Source organism: Marinomonas sp. HM11-D, from assembly GCF_057626615.1.
In genome coordinates this window covers 283,760-298,354 of record NZ_JBMMKT010000001.1, presented here as the reverse complement: position 1 = coordinate 298,354, position 14,595 = coordinate 283,760, and the positions used below count along the sequence as shown (strand labels likewise).

Sequence of the window (14,595 nt, the reverse complement as noted above, 5' to 3'; positions counted from 1 at the left end):
CATTCTATGTATGAATGTGCAAGACCACTATTCTACAAAGATTATAGTGAATCACCACGGTTTTCTATGCGTAATAATCAATCCCTTGCTCTGCGGGCTCGACATATGCCACGTTTTCAAGCTCATCCCCATCAACAAGATCATCGCCAGCCCCAATTCCTGAAGCACTTCCACCCTGTCCATCATCACCGGCAAATTGCCCTGAGCTAAACGCTTGATCATTTCCCTGAGACACTTCTACATCCACCGAGTCCAGCTCAACACCTTGCTGCTGCAGCATCTCTCTTAAACGCTGCATTTGTCCTTCGAGGGCGTCTTTGGCCTGTGCAGAACTGGCGACAAAACTTACATGGGCATTCGATTCATGATCCACACTAATCTTCACGGTTAAACTACCAAGCTCCGGTGGATCCAAGTGAATATGAGCGGTTTTAAAGCCTTCTTTCGCTATCCAAGAAACCTTAGCAGCCATTTCCGAAGGAAAAGCCGTCGCATTCGGTGGTGCTTGCATCGTCAGTTGTGCCGCAGCCCCTTCAGGACGGGCGCTTGCTGGATTGTTCTGTAGCGCATTCAAGGCTCCCTGAGAATTGGTTTGCGCCGCTGCAGGTTGCAATTGACTGCCCAAATTCGCCATCAATTGATCCAACGTTTTCTTGCCGCCAAGCATTTCACTGATATCTTTTGGTAACTCAATCTTGTCACTGTCTAGGACCAGCTCGCCATCTGTGAGCGAACCAAGAAAGTCACTTTCGAGCAACGAGCCATTGTCTTGTGATACTTGGTTTAAGGCATTATTTAGCCCCACAGGCTCCGCTGCTTTTTTAGACATCTGCTCCATCACCCAGCGTAGATTATCGCTGGCTTTAGAATCGATACTATCAACATCCGTTTGCTCAACGACGCCTTGCGCCACTAAGTCGACTGGACGAGACTCTCTTAGCTGCGCAGCATCAGCGCCAACTTGTACAGCTTCAGCTGCTTGCTCCGAGACCATCTGAGTTACGATCCCGACTTCGCTTTGAGCAATTGCCGCATCCTCTGCGTTAGTCTCTGCTGACTCATTAGCTTTAACCGGAGCAGTCATAGTAGAGTCATTAACATCGTTAAGACTAACGCTGATGTTCTCCAACACCTCTGTCGAGCTATCAGTCTCATCAGTAACACTGACCTCCTCTTTATCGGCCGCGAATTCAGTGGTAATAGGATTTCCCAAATCCGCTTCGCCTTCAACAGACAGAGCGCTCTCTCCCTCTACATCACCAGATAGAATAGTCTCGGTGACATTTTTAGCTGTGCTTGATGCTGGCGTGCTATCGGATTCCGTAGTAAGCAAGGTGTCAGAAGATGCCTCAATCGATTCCTCGACGACGGCTACACCCACCTCATTAACAAGCACTGATTCTAACGGCGACTCTAATGTCTCATCAGGACTAGCTTGGGCAATAATTTGAGGGGCGCTTGAAGCGGCCGTAACAACCTCTGGATCCACTGCAAGGCTTTGCCCTTCTGCTTGCCATGCTTTGCCGTTTTCTTGCCCTTGAGTGTCTTCTCCCTCTGTTATCGAAGAAGCTGACTTAGCCTTATCCGTCGTCACATCACTGTTACTGTCGGTCTCTGATACTGACTCGGCAGATGCGTCTGACGTAGATTGTTTGTTCGTTTCAGAATGGCGTGAGGGTTGCTGACCTTGCTCACTTCTACTGGCTTCTGTAGTCGCCTGTTTTTGATTGACATCAGAAGATGAAAACTCTTGATTAGACTGAGTTTTTTCGATGTTTTCTCGTTCTACTGGCGCTTTATTTTGTGCGCTTTGATTAGCCGCATCGAAGGCAGAACCAAAACTTTGGCGAGCGTCATTTGACACTGGCACAGTAGGCGCCTTGACGGCTTTTGGAGCAGAAGATAAAACGGATAAAGTTGGGCTGTTAATCATGAGGCGACCTCCACTATTCACAATCTAGACTGCAAATAGGAGGCCAAGTTTACCAACGATATTCGACTGCGATACGTGAGCCATTCTCAGAGATTTCCAATTTATGGCACAGTTGATTGATGAGGCTAAGACCACGATTGAAAGGCATCTCATGATCTAAATTTTCAAAGTTAAGTTGGCTAATATCGTAACCATCACCACTGTCCGACATGGTCAGGAACAAACAGCCCTGATCAGCATCGGCACTGACTTGTATTTCAATGGTCACTCGACCTTCTTTCAGTTGCTTTAATTTCAAGTCACGGGAAGAGTAGTATTCCGCAAAACCCTCCACGGTTTTCTTAAGGCTTGAATCCAGCTTTAAGATGCCATGCTCAAGAGCATTGGAATACATCTCAGATAGGATCATAAACACTTCACCGGAGCGTTTACTCAGCTCTGGTACGGTGGTTAGGATTTGCAACAGGTACGGTAGTGGGTCCGTGTTCTTAAGTGACTTAGCATTAAGCTCATAACGAAAGGCAAAGCTAGCAGGCTCATTGACAGCATTTCCAACCTCCGCAGGCTTTGATTGAGGACTATTATCCAACGCCTTAGTTAAATCGATACCTAGCACGGAAATATCATCGTGTGGATTTTCTAAAATGCCTTCTTTCTTCAGCATGTTCTCAAGCCAAACAAACGGACTACCCGCTACCTCTCCAGCATAGAGAGGATCTAATGCACTGTTGTAATGTATCTTATTATCTTTCGATCGTGCCTCATACACTCCATCAGTGAAGGCAATCAAATAATCACCCGACTCATAGGACAACATATCGATATTGGCTTCAAACTCATATTCATTCAGTATGCCTAATGGCAATGAATCGGACGCGATCTTACGCGGCTGTGCCGAATCCGCGGAGAAATACAGCAGATCAGGCAAACCGGCGTTCCATACCGATGCGGTTCGGTTGTGGGCATTGATATCGATAAAGGCTGCGGCACAGAACATATTCGGCGGCAAAATGTTGTGCAAGCGCTTATTGATCTCAGGTAGGATCTGGCGCATGAGAAAGCCTTTCTCAGTCCAATCAAAGAAGATATCGGCTAACGGCAAAGCACCAATGGCAGCAGACAAACCATGGCCGGTAAAGTCACCTAACAAAATATGCATGCCGCCATTAGGTTTGTAGGCCGCTAGAATCACATCCCCATTAAAAATATGACTACCGTGGTGCAAGGTATTCAAAGCAGGGTCCGACAAACAGTTAGAATGGGTAATGCGTTCATACACCATTTTCGCGACTTCTTGATCATGCACCATTTGTTGGTTCAGAAAAGACAGCCTATCCCGCTGTACCGACAAGGTATTTTGCATCACCAATAAACGCGCGATAGCATTTAACTTGGCGGAAACTAGAGTGGGGTTATAGGGCTTTGAAATGAAGTCTGTCGCCCCAGCCTCCAGACACTTTTTCAATACGTCAGGGTCTGTGACGCCAGATAGAAAGACTATTGGAACAAGCTTTTCGTCGGCGATTTTTAAAATCTCAAGCGCCGCTTCCCAGCCATCTTTACGGGGCATTTGCACATCAAGACAGACCAGCTGAATGCTATTTGGATCAAATTTTTCAACCGCATCTTGACCGTCAACCGCAGTCTCTACCACATGCCCTAATTGCAAAAGCATGCTTTCTAACAGCATTCGATCCGACGGATTATCATCAGCCACTAATATTTTGAGATTTTGTTCCTTCATTAGGGCTTCCTATCCTAATCAGCTTAATGCAAACAGACGCTCAAATCGTGCCATTTTCAAGGCATTGGTAACGAACTCGGACGCACCCTTGATCGTCACTTTAGCACTATCACCACCGGCATGATCGCGCAGTAACAGCAACATACCTAACGCCGAGCTGTCAATGTAACTGACGTCACGCAGGTCAATAATAAAATGGCTACCTTTGGGGTAACGAGCAAAGCTTTCGCGAAACTCTTGCTGACAGGCGTAATCAAAACGCCCTTTTAGCACCAAGGTAACCGTCGCTGACTTTTCATCAAACTGCCCAATGATCATACATATTGCCTCACAATACTTAGCTGAAAGCTGGCGTATGCAAGCTATTGCTGAGAGATTTTTTGCTCCTGCTGCGCCAAATCAGAAAGATGATCCAACTGGGTTTGCACTTCGTTCAAACGCCTCATCAATTCCGACTCTGAGCTTTTCACATGCTCGATTCGCAATTCGCCAGGAATGGGTTTGGAGTCCAGAATATCATTCAATACGGTATCAATATCGTGCGTTAGATCGATCACACTGTGTTCAATCACGCTAGCACTGGTGGGTTCCGTATGAACAATGGTCAAAAGATTTAATATCGCTTCTTTGGTATCCAGCAATCCTTCATTGACGGTGGCCACCCAAGTTGCTTGAGACGCCTGCCACTCAACCATTTGCTGCAGATAAGCTTCATATAGCTCGAAGCGGTATTCAATTTGCTCTCTTACCCGCAAGAAATCTTGCTTGCTAACATCCACTTCTGAGACAAACAACTGACGGCGCTCAGAGCACTCATTCGATTGCATCTCATTGTTGCTAAGTTTAGCAATCAGCCATTCAGACAACTGTTGCAGTTTAGTAATCTTGGGATACTCTTTGTCAGCATTGTTTACTAATTCATTGCTTTGCTGAAGAAACTTGAACACTCGCTGACGACTACGCTCTAGTTTCTCCGAAAAACTGTAGTAAGGTGAGGTCTCATCCAAGATACGAATCGGGGCATCCCATACATCACTCGACATCAGGCTTAACGTTGCTTCTAACACTCTAAGCTCTGCATGGGATTCAATCACAGCCAACTCAATTAAGTAACCCGAAATTGGCTCATGATCGATTTTAGATAAGCGCACTTCATACAAGCGATTGGCGATACGGACAGGGTCCGCTGGTGCATCCAGAAACACACTGTCGGCAACCATTTCACCTTCTAATGACGTTAAATGAGCATCGACCCCCAGCACCTCCGATAAAGCCACTGGCTCTAATATCCAAAGCTCAGATAAACCCTCACTGACATTGAGAATTTCATGCGACTGATTGACCACCAGTTTCAATGACAAAGACGCCGATAGAGCGGAACGATACAATTGAGCAAAACCACGATGATGGGACAAGTCGCCAGAGATGGAGGTCAAAACACTATTTAAGTAGCGAGCAAAATCGCCAAATTCATCATTACGATGAACGGGAGGTGGCAGATGAACACCTGACTGCGCCCTATCCACTTGGACATGAAAAAAATTGAGCGCCTGCTGACAATCCATCAGAACTCGACGCCATCCCCAAATCAGGTACCCCAGCAAAATCAACCAGCCTAACGACAAAGCAATTGCCATAGGTTGTTGCAAAACATCCATTTGCCCGAGACGAGAACTGTACTCGGTTGCGATCTGCTTAATCTGAGTCAAGCGACTTTGCGCCAAACGCACTTGTTCAGGCACGGTAAATTGCGAAATAGTCACCGGCGCACTAGGCAAATCGACCATACTCGGAATTTGCTCACGTAAACGTTGTACCAATAAGCGCTCTTGTTGCAGCAGATTTGCAATATCTCCTCGCTCTCGTTCAGGTGAAATCGATTGCCAACCATGAGCGATCTCCAAACTCGAGTAGGCAATATCATGCAGCTCACTGGCCGACTTAAGAGACCTATCAATGCGTTCATTGAGCGCATAATAAGTTCCTCCGAGAAGGCCAAAAAACAGCAACGTGAACAGCAATCCATACTGAACTATCCAGTCGGAAAAACGAGTTCGACGCTGATCAAAAGCAGCATGAGCTGAATTAGTCGCATCCATCTTATTTTAAAATCTCTAACAACTGTTTATGAAACAAGTAGGTATGTCGCTGATCAAGTAAAAACCAACCCTTATCCTGCAAGCTTATGTTGATCCGATTCATTTGCCAAGTTAGCACAATCGCATCGCCCTCTACCAAGGCGTGCACCACATTTTTATCCAAGCTATAGCGTCCACGAAAAGCAAAATAGCTCCCTCGTACCACCACCAATATGACCATATCATCCTGATGGCAATCGGCCTCTTGCGGCTCGATTAATGGCATCACTTGACCACTATGGTAGACAAAACCGGGCCTTACAAACTCTACTGAGCGATACGGCTGCAGGCCGACCACCATATCGGCAAACAACTCCACGCCACATTGATTGCCCAGCTGAAAATACACAGGCGTATGATTTTTAGGACGAGAGGCAGGCTGGAAGTCTGCACGCCATTGACGCTGTACGGACGGGTTAGACTCTTCTGGAAACAGCGGCTCACAAAGAAAAGCATCCCTTACCCGCCACATATTGCGTGAGTCATGCGCTAAACAAGTGCTACGCAGTACCGTACCATAATCACGTGTAATGCTTATCGCCCCGATGCACACCTCACCCGCCTGAGTCGCCACATAAATTCTCTGTCCAATAAATTCATTTGACGATTGCTCACACCAATCATCAGCAAAGCTCCAAAGCTGTTCATCTTTTGACGCCTGCGCCACATCCATTAATCGCGCACGAAACGCCGGCACCACTAGACTCGTTGTGGCAAATTCCAGCACATAAATAGGTATAACCGATTCGGATAACGCCAAGACCTGCTGTGCATGGCCCGACGCGTCGAGTAAGTAGATTCGACCACCATATAAATCAAACTGACTGATATTTGGAGCCGTATCGCTAGCGGCTGCGACCCAGATATTGGCGCTGCGTGGCAAATTATAGAGTTGATCAAGCGCCACCGAAAATTGCTCACGTACTTGATCTTGCAAGGATTTATAGAATCTTAAGAACGAAGCTGAACGGCGCCACACTTCTCGCTCTGCAGCCATGGTATGCAACCAATCGACCCAATAATTCTCACTTTCAGGTCGCAAGTTAAGCGCTTGCTGTTCATCTTCTAGCAGTGCTTGCCATTGCCAACTAGGCAGGCAATCACTCAATTGCGTCAACGATAACCCCGTCTCCAAAACAACCCGCATAGCCACCGCATCACTTTGCTGGCGATTGCCTCGCACGCTATTTTCAGCGTGATCAATCACCCAGTAGCCGACATCAGATAACGTCGAAAAGTCGGCAAAGCCTTGTGGCACTCGTCCAGAAAACTCACCGACAAAGCGGTTGACATCGCTACTATTAACACTCGAAAAAGAGCCGCTAAAACGATGTTGGATGGTTTGCAACGCGCCATAATCTGCTGTCGCGTCAAAGCCCTGCCATGCCACCCAAACCGAGCGAAAGGTGCTCACCCATGCCAGTAAATCAGACAACTGCTGAGCGTTGAGAAAATTGCCAGCTTCCACCACTTGATCAAGCGATTGCAGCACATTGTCTAAGGACTGTCGCAATGCCTCGGGGAAAACAAAATGAGTCTGTAGTGTGTGACACAGGGACTGAATAGCAAGGTGGGATTTAAGGGGGTAAAGGTGCGACTGATAAATGGCGGCTTCAAGATCAAATAGAACCGACACCATGGAACAAGTTGAGGCCATCGCCACCTCAGACATTAGGAACGCATCCGCTCAAAAAACGCACGATTAGACAGTTCGTCGATTTGCTTTTGCTCTTGTTTGTCTGCGAAAGCAACTTCTTCATTAATACTTTTCTCTTTTAGCCAATCCATGCCTTTGGTTTTCGCTCGGGCATCTTGCCAACGTTTCAATGCCATATTGACCTGCTGTTGCGAACGTTTGACCTGCTGCTCTTGCTGTTTAATCGCCTGTTGTAAGCGCGTCACGAAATGCTGATAGTTGGTCGTTAAATAAGGCGACAAGCCCAACAGGTTACGCTGTTCATCGTATTGCGCTGCGTAATCCCTCAACTCTTGCAACTTCTGCTGATCATGTTGCAGACGCGCTTGATCTTTTGCGAGCGCTTTCGCGACTTCATCTTCCTTACGTTGAGAAAGATCAACTAACACCTGCATACGCTGAGACTTTTTCATAATAATCCCTCACAACTTGCTTGATATTAGCGGCTTAAAGAAAAAGCGTCTACTTTGCCGGTGTCGACGTCATCGCTGCCACCAAGGCCTCTAAACTCTTATCAATATTAAAGCTTTCACTCAACGACTGACGCAGGAAATCATTGATCGCAGGAATTAACGCAATCGCTTGATCAAGCTCAGGATCGGTGCCACGTGTATAAGCCCCTACGGCAATCAAATCACGGTTCTGTTGATAGCGAGAGTAAAGCTGCTTTACGCGCATAGCCCCCTGTAAATGGGCATCTGAGACGATATGTGGCATGGCACGTGAAATCGAGGCTTCAATATCAATCGCTGGATAGTGCCCCTCTTCAGCCAAGCGGCGCGACAACACTATGTGACCATCAAGAATGGCACGGGAGGCATCGGCAATCGGATCTTGCTGATCATCCCCTTCCGTTAGCACGGTATAAAACGCGGTGACGGAACCACCGCCCTCTTTACCATTACCGGCTCGTTCCACCAACCAAGGTAGCTTGGAAAACACCGATGGTGGATAGCCTTTGGTCGCAGGAGGCTCGCCCACTGACAAGGCAATTTCACGTTGTGCCTGGGCATAACGGGTTAACGAATCCATCAACAGTAGGACATTTTTGCCTTGATCACGGTAGTACTCAGCAATCCGCGAGGTCAGCACCGCTGCACGCAATCGCATCAAGGCAGAATCGTCCGCAGGAGAAGCAACCACGACGGAGCGCGCCAGACCTTCTTCTCCCAGAATTTGCTCAATAAACTCCTTTACCTCACGACCACGCTCACCAATCAAACCAACGATGGTGATATCGGCCTCAGTAAAACGCGTCATCATGCCAAGCAGCATACTCTTACCAACACCACTGCCGGCAAATAAGCCAAGACGCTGGCCTTTACCAACCGTTAGCAGAGAATTGATCGCCTTGATCCCCACATCTAGGGGCTCACTGATAGGTTTACGCTGCAGTGGGTTAATAATTTCCCCTTGCAAGCTGATGCTTTCCTCAGCCTGTATCGGGCCTTTGCCATCCAAAGGACGACCTAATCCGTTGACGACTCGACCCAGCAGCCCTGGTCCCACCGGCATATGACTGTCTTCACGCAATGGACGCACCCGCGCACCAGGGGAAATACCATCAATGGCTTCGGTCGGCATAAGATAGGTAAGATCACCGGTAAACCCTACCACTTCCGATTCTACCCAACGATTTTTGCCAATTTGCACGGCACAACGATCGCCAAGCGCTGCAGCACAGCCGACCGCTTCCATGGTTAAACCCACCATGCGCGTGACCTTTCCCTCAATATCAATTGAGTGTTCCGGCAAATCCTGTTCTGCTAAACGACTTAGACGATCTAAAAGTGTAGGCATGAAGACGGCTTATTGAGGCTTATCCAGCGACTTTAAAACTTCATTTAAACGAGATTCAACCGAGCCGTCCACATAAAAGTCATGGGAATCAAGGATAAAGCCCCCTTCCATCAGACTGGCATCCGGTTTAATTTTGATGGTAAGACGCTGTTCCGCCGCTAACGCCTGAATCGCTTCTATAGAATTAGGATGAACCAGCAGCACAGCACGGCCTTCGTTATCACCCAAGGTGTTAAGGATTTTTTCCAGTTCAGCGTGGATCAGTTCCCTAGAGTTTTCGCTCAGCTCACGGCGCACGATATGCTCAACGATACGTTTTGTAGCCCCCTGTAACAGCTGCTCTAGCCGCTCACGAGTACTTTCTAAAGGTTGCTCAAATTCTTTCAAAGCACCGTTCAATAGGTTTTCTAATTCCCCTATTTGGGCTTTTGCGAGCTCAATACCTTGCGCATGAGCTTCGGACTTACCAGCTTCATGGCCTTGCTCTAGACCCTGTTGTAGGCCGTCTTCTTGACCTTTAGTGAAGCCTTCTTCGTAACCGGCCTTTTGACCGTCTTCTTGCCCTTGTGCAAAGCCTTCCTCGTAAGCCGCTAGACGAATCTCCTCCAGCTGCTGTGCGGTAAGGGGCTCATAGACCACAGAATCTTCATCAAATTCCTCAGTGATCTCTACCGCTTCTTCATCTTTGATGGCTAATGCTTGGGATTGGGACTTAGCATTGCTGCTTTGACCTTCGAGATTCGGTAATTCCCAGCGTTCGTAGGCAGTCAGTTTCTTTTCATTGTCAGACATTTACTAAACCATCTGCTCGCCGCTACCGCCCAAGACAATTTCACCGTTATCCGCCAAGCGACGCGCGATCGCAAGAATTTCTTTCTGTGCCACTTCCACTTCGCTGACACGCACCGGCCCCTTGGCTTCCAAGTCATCTTTCAACATATCCGCTGCACGAGAAGACATGTTTTTGTAGACCTTCTCTTGCATATCTGGATCCGCGCCCTTCAAGGCTAGAATCAAGGTTTCCGACTCTACTTCACGTAGAATCGCCTGAATACCACGATCGTCTACATCCAACAAGTTATCAAATACGAACATCAAGTCTTGGATGCTGCTCGCCAAATCTTCATCCACATCACGGATAGATTCCATCAACTCAGCTTCTACCGAGCTGTCGATAAAGTTCATAATATTGGCCGCTGTGCGAACACCACCAATGCTTGTGGACTTAGTCGAGTTATTACCGGAGAACTGGCGCTCAAGGATGTTGTTCAATTCTTGCAATGCGGCTGGCTGTACCGTTTCTAAAGCAGCGACACGCAACACGATATCCAAACGCACGCGCTCATCAAAATTAGATAGGATGTCTGCCGCTTGGTCTGGATCCAAGTAGGAAATAACAATCGCCTGAATCTGCGGGTGCTCGTAACGAATAACGTCTGCCACCGCGCGCGGTTCCATCCATTTCAGAGTATCTAGACCTGTGGTATTGCCACCGAGTAGTATTCGATCAATCAAGCTACCGGCCTTTTCTTCACCCAAGGCTTCTTTCAACATGTTACGGATATAGCCGTCGGCACCCAATCCCAAGCCAGTTTGATCACCAACTAGGATTAAAAATTCGTCTAACACTCGTTCCACTTGGTGGCGCTGTACGTTACTCAGTTGCGCCATGGCTTGGCCGATGCGCTGAACTTCTTTTGGCCCCATGTGCTTTAAAATCTGAGCCGCATCCGACTCACCCAGCGACATCAACAAAACCGCCGCTTTTTGGATGGAGCTCATATCTCCAGCTGCTTCACTCATACTAGCCTTCCATCACCCATTGCTTCACTACTTGCGCAACGCGCTCCGGTTCTTCCGCAATCAAGCCACGAATCGCATTCAGCTGACGCTCAATCTTCTCAGGTGAACCTGGCACCATAACGTCTTCGGCACTCACTAGAGAGACTTGATCATCGGAGATTTCATCGGTTTCATCGGCAAAAATAGCCGCTTCGGTATCTTCCGCCACGGCAATCTTGTTCTGATCGCCCAAGGTTTTCAAAATCGGACGCACCACCATCAACAGCAACAACAGTATAAACATCCCCACTAACACAGGCTGCAACAGATCTAGGAACCAACTTTGTTTGTAGAACGGTACCATTTCTGGTTCTTCAGGCGGCTCTGGCATTGCAAATGGCGAGTTAATCACACTGACGCTGTCACCACGAGATGGGTCATACCCCACCGCATCACGCACTAGCAGCGTCAATCGACTCAACTCTTCATCGCTCCAAGGAGTACGCACAATGCTGGCCGATTCGGGGTCAATGGAGACAATATCATCCACCACCACAGCCACTGATAGGCGGCGAACCGTTCCCTGCTGACGCTTGGTATAGCTGATGCTGCGATCGAGTTCAAAGTTACGGGTGGTTTCCTCGCGCGACTGACCATTTGAGCCACTAGCACTACCACCGATAGGAGCACCGTTTTCATCGGCAGCTTCGGGGATGGTCACAGCGCCCGGTGGTTGATTGGTCAAGGAACCAGGCACACCACTGTTGCCACCATTCGCTGAGCGGCGCTCACGCAAGGTTTGTTCGCTACGCAGCGCTAATAAATCGGGGTTATATTGTTCATCGGTCTGCTCAACTGCGGTGAAATCAATATCCGTGGAAACTTCCGCCTTAAAGCGACCGCCCCCCACGACTGGCGACAAGATATTGTTCACACGCTGCAACATCACATCTTCAACACGACGTGTGTATTCAAACTGTTTCCCTGCTATCGAAAGCTCAGAGTTACTGTCTTTTTCCGTCAACAAGGTACCACGCTGATCCACCACAGTGACGTCTTTGTCGCTTAGTTGGGAAATACTGGAAGCCACTAAATTGACGATGGCGTCCACCTGACTACGATCTAGGCGACGCCCTGGGTACAATTCTAGAAACACCGAAGCACTCGGCTTTCGGGTATCCCGTACAAATACCGACTCCTTCGGAATAGCGAGATGCACTCGCGCCGATTTGACACTTTGTAAACTGGTGATAGTACGACTTAACTCACCTTCTAACCCTCGTCGATAACGAGTGGTTTCGACAAACTGGGAGGTACCGAGGGATTGGTCTTGATCCATGATTTCAAGACCGACAATATTATCTGAGACGATGCCGGAGCCAGCCAGCTTAAGTCGGGCTTGATGATAATATTCTGCCTCCACTAACAAGGCACCGGTGTTTTCATCAAGCTTAAAGGGAATATTATTGACGTTGAGGATTTCAACGATTTGATCCGCGTTGTAGTCGGTAATGCTACTTAGAACTGGCTTATAATCTGGACCTGAGGTCCATAACACGGCCGCCAATGCGATAGCTATAGACGCAGCAAGACCGACCATCAATGCAAGCTGACGAATTACCGTCAGTTTATTGAAGCCGGTCAATAACTCCAGATAGAGTTTCTGCTCTGATCGTTCTGCTGGGACATTATCCATTCAGTACTGCCGCGTCCAACCCATCTATTAAATAGGCATATTCATTATTTTCTCGTAGGCATCTACCAGCTTATTACGCACTTGAGTCATCGCTTCGAAGGATACGCTCGACTTCTCCAAGCCAATCATGACTTGCGGTAGATCCACTCCTTCTTCGCCACGCTCGTAGGCTTGCGCTAAGGAAGACGCTTCTTTTTGCAATGAGTTCACATTATCGACAGCAGCTTTAAGCATGTCTGCAAAGTCAGGACGCTCTACCTGTTGGGTTGCTTGCGGACCCACCGATTGAATACCTGATTGGGCATTTGCACTCGGCGTTTGGATCTGACTTCGCAAGTCACGCATCTGAGAAAGCACCTGATTAATGTCAGGTCTATCGGTCATCATCTTACTTGCACCCAAAAAATCATTAGTTCGTAGTAGCTTAGCACACTGTTATTAAAAACTAGACTTTAAAATCAATCAACTTCTATGCCACATTCTCGCATCTTAGCGATCTTATAGCGTAATGTTCTTGGACTAATACCCAGTTTTTCCGCCACTTCTTTGCGTTTACCTTTGGCGTCAATCAAGGCTTGAGCAATGATACGAAATTCATGTTGCTGTACCCCACGCCCAAGAATCGATGCTGCCTCTTGAGCATCTTCGTTAGGAGTCTCTTCTATCTTAGGCGCTGTCACCATATCAAATACAATCTGAGTTTGATCGACTCGCCCATGATCGCTCAGGATCAAGGCTCGCTGAATCACGTTTTCTAACTCACGGACGTTACCTGGCCAAGCATGAGCTTCTAATTTACTCAATGCAGATGGTGTTAAGGAAGCGCCATCAATGCGCATCTTTTGTGCATGCTTTAACAATAATGCTTCTGCGAGCGGTTGTATATCGCCTTTACGCTCTCGAATCGGCGACCAGCGTAGCGGAAAGACGTTTAAACGATAGTATAAGTCTTCGCGGAAGCCACCTTCTCGGACATATTCGGCTAAATCACGGTTAGTGGTGGCAATAATACGTACGTCCAGTTTAATGGCTTTTTTACCACCTAGGCGTTCTACTTCTTGTTCTTGCAGGACACGCAATAACTTGGCCTGAAGACCCACATCCATTTCCGTGACTTCATCTAGTAACAAGGTACCGCCATTGGCTTGTTCAAATTTACCCGCTTGCGATGACACTGCACCAGTATAAGCCCCTTTCTCATAGCCAAATAAGATGGCCTCCAGCATGTTCTCTGGAATAGCGGCACAGTTAATCGCTACAAACGGCTGCCCATTACGTTCTGAAACGGAATGAATGTATTGCGCCAACACTTCTTTACCGGTACCGCTTTCACCACAAATCAATACGGTAGAATCAGTCACCGCAACACGGCGCGCCAACTCCAATAGAGCCACACTAGCAGGATCTCTGGCTATCGGCGTATTGCTCTTCACTTTCGCCACACGGGAAGTGTGCTTAGCAATCACATCCAACAGCTCTTCTTCTTTAAAAGGCTTGAGCAGGTAATCCACTGCGCCGCTACGCATGGCCTCCACGGCGTGCGCAATATCACCATACGCGGTCATCAGCATCATCGGCAGTTCTGGAAAGTGTTCCACCACATGTTGCAATAAGCCATAACCATCCATGCCCGGCAAGTTAACATCCGAGATCACCATATCAAAGTTTTGGCGTTTCAGTGCCAAGATAGCGTCTTCTGAGCTCTCCACCATAAAACACTTATAGCCCGCCAACAGCAGCGTATCTTCCAACGCTTCGGCCAGGCCGCGATCGTCTTCTACGACTAATAAACTCACTTCAGACATG

Annotated in this window: 12 protein-coding genes; all 12 read right to left on the bottom strand. The window is 47.8% G+C overall.

The features are described from left to right. Positions 1-64: 64 nt before the first annotated feature. The 12 genes from ACOSVP_RS01375 to ACOSVP_RS01320 all read right to left on the bottom strand — a co-directional run bounded on the left by ACOSVP_RS01375 (position 65) and on the right by ACOSVP_RS01320 (position 14,594). Entirely contained in the window at positions 65-1,933 is a 1,869-nt protein-coding gene (locus ACOSVP_RS01375; protein WP_487345724.1) for a flagellar hook-length control protein FliK, read from the bottom strand. A 49-nt stretch (positions 1,934-1,982) separates the two neighbouring features. Next, positions 1,983-3,677, bottom strand: a complete 1,695-nt coding sequence (locus ACOSVP_RS01370) for a SpoIIE family protein phosphatase (protein WP_487345723.1) — start codon at positions 3,675-3,677, stop codon at positions 1,983-1,985. Between the two features lie 18 nt (positions 3,678-3,695). Next, positions 3,696-3,995: an STAS domain-containing protein gene (locus ACOSVP_RS01365; RefSeq protein ID WP_487345722.1), complete on the bottom strand. Its 300-nt coding sequence runs from the start codon at positions 3,993-3,995 to the stop codon at positions 3,696-3,698. 44 nt (positions 3,996-4,039) lie between these two features. After that, positions 4,040-5,776 carry a hypothetical protein gene (locus ACOSVP_RS01360; protein WP_487345721.1) on the bottom strand — a complete coding sequence of 579 codons (1,737 nt, stop codon included), beginning with the start codon at positions 5,774-5,776 and terminating at the stop codon, positions 4,040-4,042. A 1-nt stretch (position 5,777) separates the two neighbouring features. After that, positions 5,778-7,487: a hypothetical protein gene (locus ACOSVP_RS01355; protein ID WP_487345720.1), complete on the bottom strand. Its 1,710-nt coding sequence runs from the start codon at positions 7,485-7,487 to the stop codon at positions 5,778-5,780. After that, entirely contained in the window at positions 7,487-7,924 is a 438-nt protein-coding gene (fliJ, locus tag ACOSVP_RS01350) for a flagellar export protein FliJ (protein WP_487345719.1), read from the bottom strand. Before fliJ ends, ACOSVP_RS01355 begins: the two co-directional genes overlap by 1 nt. Before the next feature lie 49 nt (positions 7,925-7,973). After that, on the bottom strand, positions 7,974-9,311 hold the full coding sequence (gene fliI / locus ACOSVP_RS01345) for a flagellar protein export ATPase FliI (RefSeq protein WP_487345718.1): 1,338 nt from the start codon (positions 9,309-9,311) through the stop codon (positions 7,974-7,976). Positions 9,312-9,320: 9 nt separating this feature from the next. Beyond that, positions 9,321-10,103, bottom strand: a complete 783-nt coding sequence (locus ACOSVP_RS01340) for a FliH/SctL family protein (protein ID WP_487345717.1) — start codon at positions 10,101-10,103, stop codon at positions 9,321-9,323. Positions 10,104-10,106: 3 nt separating this feature from the next. After that, positions 10,107-11,114, bottom strand: coding sequence for a flagellar motor switch protein FliG (fliG, locus tag ACOSVP_RS01335; protein WP_487345716.1), 1,008 nt, complete (start codon positions 11,112-11,114; stop codon positions 10,107-10,109). Position 11,115: 1 nt separating this feature from the next. Next, positions 11,116-12,789 (bottom strand): flagellar basal-body MS-ring/collar protein FliF, encoded by a 1,674-nt coding sequence (gene fliF, locus ACOSVP_RS01330; protein ID WP_487345715.1) that lies wholly within the window; start codon positions 12,787-12,789, stop codon positions 11,116-11,118. 27 nt (positions 12,790-12,816) lie between these two features. Then, positions 12,817-13,173 carry a flagellar hook-basal body complex protein FliE gene (fliE, locus tag ACOSVP_RS01325; RefSeq protein WP_487345914.1) on the bottom strand — a complete coding sequence of 119 codons (357 nt, stop codon included), beginning with the start codon at positions 13,171-13,173 and terminating at the stop codon, positions 12,817-12,819. A 74-nt stretch (positions 13,174-13,247) separates the two neighbouring features. After that, on the bottom strand, positions 13,248-14,594 hold the full coding sequence (locus tag ACOSVP_RS01320; RefSeq protein ID WP_487345714.1) for a sigma-54-dependent transcriptional regulator: 1,347 nt from the start codon (positions 14,592-14,594) through the stop codon (positions 13,248-13,250). Between the last annotated feature and the right edge of the window lies 1 nt (position 14,595).

What these genes read in the sequence shown, in the direction of transcription:
- ACOSVP_RS01375 (WP_487345724.1), bottom strand. Translation starts at nt 1,933, where the DNA reads ATGATTAACAGCCCAACTTTATCCGTTTTATCTTCTGCTCCAAAAGCC.
- ACOSVP_RS01370 (WP_487345723.1), bottom strand. Translation starts at nt 3,677, where the DNA reads ATGAAGGAACAAAATCTCAAAATATTAGTGGCTGATGATAATCCGTCG.
- ACOSVP_RS01365 (WP_487345722.1), bottom strand. Translation starts at nt 3,995, where the DNA reads ATGATCATTGGGCAGTTTGATGAAAAGTCAGCGACGGTTACCTTGGTG.
- ACOSVP_RS01360 (WP_487345721.1), bottom strand. Translation starts at nt 5,776, where the DNA reads ATGGATGCGACTAATTCAGCTCATGCTGCTTTTGATCAGCGTCGAACT.
- ACOSVP_RS01355 (WP_487345720.1), bottom strand. Translation starts at nt 7,487, where the DNA reads ATGTCTGAGGTGGCGATGGCCTCAACTTGTTCCATGGTGTCGGTTCTA.
- fliJ (WP_487345719.1), bottom strand. Translation starts at nt 7,924, where the DNA reads ATGAAAAAGTCTCAGCGTATGCAGGTGTTAGTTGATCTTTCTCAACGT.
- fliI (WP_487345718.1), bottom strand. Translation starts at nt 9,311, where the DNA reads ATGCCTACACTTTTAGATCGTCTAAGTCGTTTAGCAGAACAGGATTTG.
- ACOSVP_RS01340 (WP_487345717.1), bottom strand. Translation starts at nt 10,103, where the DNA reads ATGTCTGACAATGAAAAGAAACTGACTGCCTACGAACGCTGGGAATTA.
- fliG (WP_487345716.1), bottom strand. Translation starts at nt 11,114, where the DNA reads ATGAGTGAAGCAGCTGGAGATATGAGCTCCATCCAAAAAGCGGCGGTT.
- fliF (WP_487345715.1), bottom strand. Translation starts at nt 12,789, where the DNA reads ATGGATAATGTCCCAGCAGAACGATCAGAGCAGAAACTCTATCTGGAG.
- fliE (WP_487345914.1), bottom strand. Translation starts at nt 13,173, where the DNA reads ATGACCGATAGACCTGACATTAATCAGGTGCTTTCTCAGATGCGTGAC.
- ACOSVP_RS01320 (WP_487345714.1), bottom strand. Translation starts at nt 14,594, where the DNA reads ATGTCTGAAGTGAGTTTATTAGTCGTAGAAGACGATCGCGGCCTGGCC.